A 7,033-nucleotide genomic window follows, 5' to 3' on the forward strand; every position below is an offset into this window, starting at 1 on the left:
TTTGAATTGAAAAATGACGTTATAAGAAAATATTTTATACCTCGTAAAAGCATTTACCGAACTTATTATTTTTTATTACAAAATTTATGCAACTTTCCTTACGCAAACGTTTCCCTTTTTACATTGTGCTGTTAGAATGGCGCGGATTTTTGAAATCCAACCTATGGCGAGGACACCTCCGTGAGCGACAACAAAACTTCTCTTAGCTACAAAGATGCTGGTGTAGACATTGATGCTGGTAATGCACTTGTTGATCGAATTAAAGGCGTAGTAAAACGTACTCGTCGCCCAGAAGTAATGGGTGGCATTGGTGGTTTTGGTGCGTTATGTGAACTTCCTACTAAATACAAACAACCTGTTTTAGTTTCAGGTACTGACGGTGTTGGTACTAAGTTACGTTTAGCACTCGATCTAAATAAGCACGATACGATTGGTATCGACTTGGTTGCTATGTGCGTAAATGACCTTATTGTTCAAGGTGGAGAACCTCTGTTCTTCCTTGATTATTATGCAACTGGCAAACTTGATATTGATGTTGCTGCTGAAGTAGTTACAGGTATCGGTGAAGGCTGTATTCAAGCTGGTTGTGCACTAATCGGTGGCGAAACTGCTGAAATGCCTGGTATGTATGAAGGTGAAGATTACGATGTTGCTGGTTTCTGTGTTGGGGTTGTCGAAAAAGAAGACATCATCGATGGCACAAAAGTAGCGGCAGGTGATGCATTAATCGCAGTAGGTTCAAGTGGTCCACACTCTAATGGTTACTCATTAATCCGTAAAATTCTTGAAGTATCAAACGCAGATCTTACTGAAGAATTAAACGGTAAAACGGTTGCAGACCATCTTATCGAACCAACAAAAATCTACATTAAATCAGCACTTAAAATGATTGCTGAGCATGATATTCATGCAATCTCTCATATTACTGGTGGCGGTTTCTGGGAAAATATCCCACGCGTGCTTCCTGAAGGTACAAAAGCGGTTGTTAATGGTAAGAGTTGGGAATGGCCTGCTATCTTTAACTGGTTACAAGAAAAAGGCAACGTTGATACATATGAAATGTACCGTACCTTTAACTGTGGTGTAGGCCTTGTTATTACGCTTCCAAAAAATCAAGCAGAACAAGCTGTTTCTCTACTGAATGCTGAAGGCGAAAACGCTTGGGTAATTGGTGAAGTAGCGGCTGCAGAGCAAGGCGAAGAACAAGTAGAGATCCGTTAATCGGGTATATAAACTTTGAGCTAGCTCATAAAGCATAAATAGAAAGGTGATCACTTATTCGATCACCTTTTTTATATCTATTATTTATGTTCGAATAGTTCTCATTACTTAAAGAATAAGACGATTATGATGAAGAAGATTGTTGTATTAGTTTCAGGCAGTGGCAGTAACCTACAAGCTTTTATTGATGCTTGTGGTAACAAAATCCCTAACGCACGTATAGCTGCCGTCATTTCAAATAAAAGTGATGCTTATGGATTACAGCGAGCACTAAATTCAGGGATTAACGCTCATTGTTTAAGTACAGCTGATTATGCTAATCGTGAACAGTATGATGAAGCTTTAGCAACACTGATCGATCTTCATAAACCAGATGTCATCATTCTTGCTGGCTTTATGCGTATATTAAGTGAAGACTTTGTTCTTCGCTATCAAGGTAAAATGCTGAATATCCACCCTTCTCTTCTACCAAAATACACTGGATTACATACTCATCAACGAGCTATTGATGCCGGCGATAAAGAACATGGGACGAGCGTTCATTTTGTCACACCAGAGCTTGATGGTGGTCCAGTCATACTTCAAGCTAAAGTGCCTATTTTTGCAGATGATAATGCTAAAGATGTGGCATCACGCGTACAGGCGCAAGAGCATGTAATCTACCCAATGGTAGCTAATTGGTTAATTGAAGAAAGATTGATAATGAAAAATGGTAAAGCCTTACTAGATGGCCATGTATTAAGTCAGTCAGGATTAGAAACTGAATAATAAAAATGCCCATTGATTTATCTCTCAATGGGCATTTTATTTCGTAAAGTTCGTTTATGCGTTAATTGGGCATTCAGATAGCGGCGGTGCCATGTCTGGAACGGTTTCATGATTACCCGCAATTAACTCTCCAAAATGAAACAAGCCATACTCACCGACTTTCATTTTATGCCACTCTTCATTGTCCGTTAATGGTCGTGTAACAATCACTGAAACCACATCATCAAGTGTTGTTTCTTTGTGGAAATCAATAGTCACATCCTCATCAATTAATGAAGCTTGACCAAATGGCGCACGTCGAGTGATCCAATGTAAATTGTTCGAACAGTAAGTCATAATGTACTCACTATCACTCAAGAGCATATTGAACACACCTAAGCTTCGAAGATGATCACAACACTCAGACACAAACTCAAACATCAGCATCATATCTTGAGGTGGCTCAGGATATTTATCTTCTAATTGATTCAATAACCAACAAAAAGCACGTTCACTGTCAGTTTCCCCAACAGGTCTAAAGCGTCCTGTTGATAACTCATTAAATCCCGTTAATTGACCATTATGAGCAAATGTCCAATACCTCCCCCACAACTCTCGCGTAAATGGGTGTGTATTCTCGAGATTAACACCCCCACGATTTGCTTGGCGAATATGACTTATTACTGCTTTACTTTTTATTGGATAATCTTGCACTAACTCAGCTATTTTTGAATGACAACTTGGCTTAGGGTCTTTAAATGTGCGAAATCCTTTCCCTTCATAAAAAGTAATCCCCCAGCCATCACGATGCGGGCCAGTATTACCACCACGCTGAACTAACCCTTTAAAACTAAAGCAAATATCGGTTGGTACATTGGCACTCATTCCGAGTAATTCACACATTCTTGCGCTACTCCTTTATTCGCAACCTGACCAACCTTAATTCACAGAGTTATCAAGATTGATCAGTATAATGAATTATTTTTCCATTTCTTTTTCAATTAATTGAATAACAATATGGATGATTTTAATGTGGATTTCTTGAATACGATCAGCATAACCAAAATGAGGGACTCGGATCTCTACATCAGCAAGGCCAGCCATTTTTCCACCATCTTTACCTGTTAGAGCGATAGTTTTCATCCCTTTTTCTTTTGCTGCTTCAATCGCTTTTAAAATATTTCCTGAATTACCTGATGTCGATAAACCAAATAATACATCGCCTTTTGAGCCAACGGCTTGAGTGTAACGAGAAAAAACATGATCATAACCAAAATCATTACTTACACACGATAAATGGCTAGGATCAGAAATAGCAATACCAGGGTAACCTGGACGGTTTTCACGATAACGGCCCGTTAATTCTTCAGCAAAGTGCATGGCATCACAGTGTGAACCGCCATTACCACAAGACAATACTTTACCGCCTTGTTTAAAAGAGTCTGCAATGGTTTTTGCCGCTAATTCAATTTGAGCAAGGTTTTTATCATCAGCTAAAAAGTCATTCAGTACTTGAGCGGCTTCTGTTAATTCAGAACGGATCAGATCTTGATAAGACATAGGATTCTCTCTATTTATTATTTTCCCTATTAGGGGCTAATCTCAGTGTACCTATACCGACAAACCTTTAAAAGAGATCCGCTCTATATTTCTTCTATACACGCCATAAATATCTCTATTGATAGCCAACAAAATTAGAAGTTACTCACTTAAAAATAAAAATTGTTTATTAATTACCCAAGCTGGATCACTTTTTGACCACTAACGTTATTTACTTTTTGTTAACATTAGAACTACACTTACATTAACTGGTTAGACCTCTTATCAGAATAGCGTCACACAATAACTTTACGACCGAGTATCGTAATACCCTCTGTTTCTACAAACAGAGCAGCGCCGAAAAAGGAGAATCACATGGCCCTGACACTTTTAACAACATTAATTGCACTTGCTGCATTAAGTTATCATCGACAATCTCTACGCACTGCCACCCTTGTCACAGCGGCTATTTTAGCTGTAAGTTCAGGATTAGGCTATGCAGGTCCTATTACATGGGCAGTCTTCTTAGTGATTGCAGTGCCATTAAACACCCCTTCAATTCGTCAATCTATTTTCAGTAATAAGGCATTGGCTATGTTCAAGAGCGTCATGCCTGAAATGTCACAAACAGAGAAAGATGCAATTGAAGCAGGAACCGTCTGGTGGGAAGCTGAACTATTTAAAGGCAATCCAGATTGGAAATTTCTTCATAATATTCCTAAAAATACACTATCAGATGAAGAGCAAGCGTTCATGGATGGTCCAGTGACCGAAGTCTGCCGTATGGTTAATGATTACGAAGTCACTCATGAGCTTGCCGATTTACCACCTGAAGTATGGCAATACCTAAAAGATCATAAGTTCTTCGCTATGATCATTAAGAAAAAATACGGTGGTTTAGAGTTCTCTGCCTATGCCCAATCATGTGTACTACAAAAATTAACGAGTGTTTCAGGCGTGCTTTCTATTACCGTTGGAGTTCCTAACTCATTAGGTCCTGGTGAACTTTTACAGCATTACGGTACTGAAGACCAAAAAAATCATTATTTACCTCGCCTTGCTGAAGGTAAAGAAATTCCATGCTTTGCCTTAACAAGCCCAGAAGCAGGCTCAGATGCCGGCTCAATTCCTGATTTTGGTATCGTAACCAAAGGCATGTGGGAAGGCGAAGAAGTGATAGGTATGCGTATCACTTGGAATAAACGTTATATCACTCTCGCTCCTGTTGCTACTGTTCTTGGTTTAGCATTCAAACTACAAGACCCAGATGGATTAATTGGTAATAAGAAAAACTTAGGCATTACTTGTGCACTTATTCCAACTAACTTAGAAGGCGTTAAAATTGGCCGTCGTCATTTCCCTATGAATATTCCATTCCAAAATGGTCCAACACAAGGTGAAGATTTATTTGTTCCACTTGATTACATCATCGGTGGTGAAAAAATGGCAGGTCACGGTTGGCGTATGCTGGTCGAATGTTTATCTGTTGGTCGTGGTATAACCCTGCCATCAAATGCCACTGGCGGCGCAAAAACTGCTGCACTTGCGACTGGGGCTTATGCTCGTATTCGTCGTCAATTCAAAATGCCAATTGGTAAAATGGAAGGGATCGAAGAGCCGCTAGCACGTATGGCAGGAAATGCTTATATGATGGATGCAGCAAGTGCATTGACTGTTGCAGGTATAGTTCAAGGTGAAAAACCATCGGTTATCTCTGCGATTGTAAAATACCACTGTACTCACCGAGCACAACGCATTGCTATTGATGGAATGGATATCGCTGGTGGTAAAGGGATCTGTTTAGGTAGCTCAAACTTCATTGCGCGAAGCTATCAAGGAGCCCCTATAGGTGTAACTGTTGAAGGAGCAAATATATTAACTCGCTCAATGATAATTTATGGTCAAGGGGCTATTCGTTGTCACCCTTATGTCCTTGAAGAAATGGAAGCCGCTTACCTAGAAGATAAACAAGCATCTCTTGAAAAGTTCGACGCAGCTGTCTTTGGTCATATTGGTTTTGGTATCAGTAACTTTGTTCGCTCATTATGGTTTAGTTTAACTGATGGCAGAGGTTCTAAAACGCCATTTAACGATGAAACAAAGCGTTATTATCAACAAGTAAATCGCTACAGTACGAACCTTGCACTACTATCAGATATCTCAATGGTGGTTCTTGGTGGTACTTTAAAACGTCGTGAACGAATGTCTGCACGTCTCGGTGATATTTTAAGTCAACTTTATTTAACTACATCAGTACTAAAGCGTTTTGATGATGAAGGTCGTCAAAAAGAAGATTTAGCCTTGGTACATTGGAGTATTCAAGATTCACTACATCAAGCAGAACAAGCGATTGATGGACTACTAGCAAACTTCCCGAATCGATTTGTTGCAGGTGCAATGCGCTTTATCCTATTACCAACAGGGCTCCGCCGCCGACGTCCAAGTGATGAACTTGATCATAAATTAGCTCGCATCCTTCAAGAGCCATCAGGCGCTCGTAGTCGAATTGGTCGTGGCTTATTCTTGGAAGCCAGTCGATTTAACCCAGTAGGAAAAATGGAAGAAGCATTGATTGATATCTTAACTGCAGAGCCAATTTATGACCGCGTATGCAAAGAGTCAAAACAACGTTTACCATTCATGCAATTAGATCGTGTAGCCAAAGTAGGTTTAGATCTAAACATCATTTCAGACAAAGAAGCCTTATTACTTCGTAAAGCTGAAAAAAGTCGCTTAGCGACCATTAGTGTAGAAGACTTTGACCCAAGCGAACTGATAGTAAAGCCTCAAACTAATAATTTTGAGCACAGTAAAATAGCTTAATTTAAAGATAAAAAAGACAAATAAAAAGGCCAGAGTATATGCTCTTAATGCCGATTGTTTAGCTACTTGAACGATCCTCCAGAGGCCTCATAATCGGTCGTAACGTAAGTTACGGCCGATTTTTTATGTCTGAATTTTCAAAAGAGTTACAAATTACCGCAGAGTTTTGCCACGAACGTCCAATCGATGTGTTCAGTAAACATATTCCTTTGGAGTGGGTTGAAGAAGCGACTCAACAAACGGGACGAACATCGCTCCGAAAACGCCGACTACCCGCAGAGCAAGCTGTTTGGCTAGTTCTAGGGATTGGGCTCCAGCGTAATCGCTCCATTCAAGATGTCTGTGATAAGTTGGAGTTGGCATTCCCTGATGTGGATGGCAAATTCACGCCTATGGCAACAAGCAGTATTATCAAGGGAAAAGAACGTCTCGGTGATAAACCTATGCGCTACTTATTTAAAACTACAGCGCAACAGTGGGAGCAACAGTCAGACTTTGATGAAGTTTGCGGTTTGAAGCTTCTTAGTGTCGATGGCACACATTTCAAAACTCATAATACAGAGGAAAATCAACATTTCGGCTTTGCTCAAAAAGGGGCATCAGTGAAATATCCTATGCTCAACAACTAGTGGGCTCAACACCTGATGATTCATTAACACTCTTTGATAGAGGGTTCATTTCTGCAGAGCTATTTACCAGCTAG

6 protein-coding genes are annotated in these 7,033 nt (G+C 39.9%); 4 read left to right on the forward strand and 2 right to left on the reverse strand.

Features of this window, described 5'->3' with window-relative positions; translation table 11 throughout:
* Positions 1-180 precede the first annotated feature (180 nt).
* Both purM and purN read left to right on the forward strand, forming a co-directional pair.
* Complete coding sequence (gene purM, locus BTO22_RS09605) at positions 181-1,221, forward strand: phosphoribosylformylglycinamidine cyclo-ligase (protein WP_105055282.1); 1,041 nt, start codon at positions 181-183, stop codon at positions 1,219-1,221.
* Positions 1,222-1,350: 129 nt separating this feature from the next.
* Entirely contained in the window at positions 1,351-1,989 is a 639-nt protein-coding gene (gene purN, locus BTO22_RS09610; protein ID WP_181044625.1) for a phosphoribosylglycinamide formyltransferase, read from the forward strand.
* Between the two features lie 54 nt (positions 1,990-2,043).
* Here the strand turns inward: purN and BTO22_RS09615 are convergent, their stop codons facing one another.
* Together BTO22_RS09615 and lpcA are read right to left on the reverse strand one after the other, a co-directional pair.
* The gene (locus BTO22_RS09615; protein ID WP_105055284.1) at positions 2,044-2,871 is read right to left on the reverse strand and encodes a class II glutamine amidotransferase; all 828 of its coding nucleotides are present in this window, start codon (positions 2,869-2,871) and stop codon (positions 2,044-2,046) included.
* 75 nt (positions 2,872-2,946) lie between these two features.
* Positions 2,947-3,528, reverse strand: coding sequence for a D-sedoheptulose 7-phosphate isomerase (lpcA, locus tag BTO22_RS09620; protein ID WP_045102705.1), 582 nt, complete (start codon positions 3,526-3,528; stop codon positions 2,947-2,949).
* Positions 3,529-3,882: 354 nt separating this feature from the next.
* On the opposite strand from lpcA, the gene fadE reads away from it, so the two are divergent.
* Positions 3,883-6,330: an acyl-CoA dehydrogenase FadE gene (gene fadE, locus BTO22_RS09625; protein ID WP_105055285.1), complete on the forward strand. Its 2,448-nt coding sequence runs from the start codon at positions 3,883-3,885 to the stop codon at positions 6,328-6,330.
* 125 nt (positions 6,331-6,455) lie between these two features.
* The gene (locus BTO22_RS20180) at positions 6,456-6,959 is read left to right on the forward strand and encodes a transposase domain-containing protein (protein WP_258132526.1); all 504 of its coding nucleotides are present in this window, start codon (positions 6,456-6,458) and stop codon (positions 6,957-6,959) included.
* The last annotated feature ends 74 nt before the right edge of the window (positions 6,960-7,033 follow it).

Origin of the sequence: Aliivibrio sifiae (assembly GCF_002954705.1) — a bacterium.
GTDB lineage: Bacteria > Pseudomonadota > Gammaproteobacteria > Enterobacterales > Vibrionaceae > Aliivibrio > Aliivibrio sifiae_A.

Coding starts and splice junctions, on each gene's coding strand:
- lpcA (WP_045102705.1), bottom strand. CDS start 3,528: ATGTCTTATCAAGATCTGATCCGTTCTGAATTAACAGAAGCCGCTCAA.
- purN (WP_181044625.1), top strand. CDS start 1,351: ATGAAGAAGATTGTTGTATTAGTTTCAGGCAGTGGCAGTAACCTACAA.
- BTO22_RS09615 (WP_105055284.1), bottom strand. CDS start 2,871: ATGTGTGAATTACTCGGAATGAGTGCCAATGTACCAACCGATATTTGC.
- fadE (WP_105055285.1), top strand. CDS start 3,883: ATGGCCCTGACACTTTTAACAACATTAATTGCACTTGCTGCATTAAGT.
- BTO22_RS20180 (WP_258132526.1), top strand. CDS start 6,456: ATGTCTGAATTTTCAAAAGAGTTACAAATTACCGCAGAGTTTTGCCAC.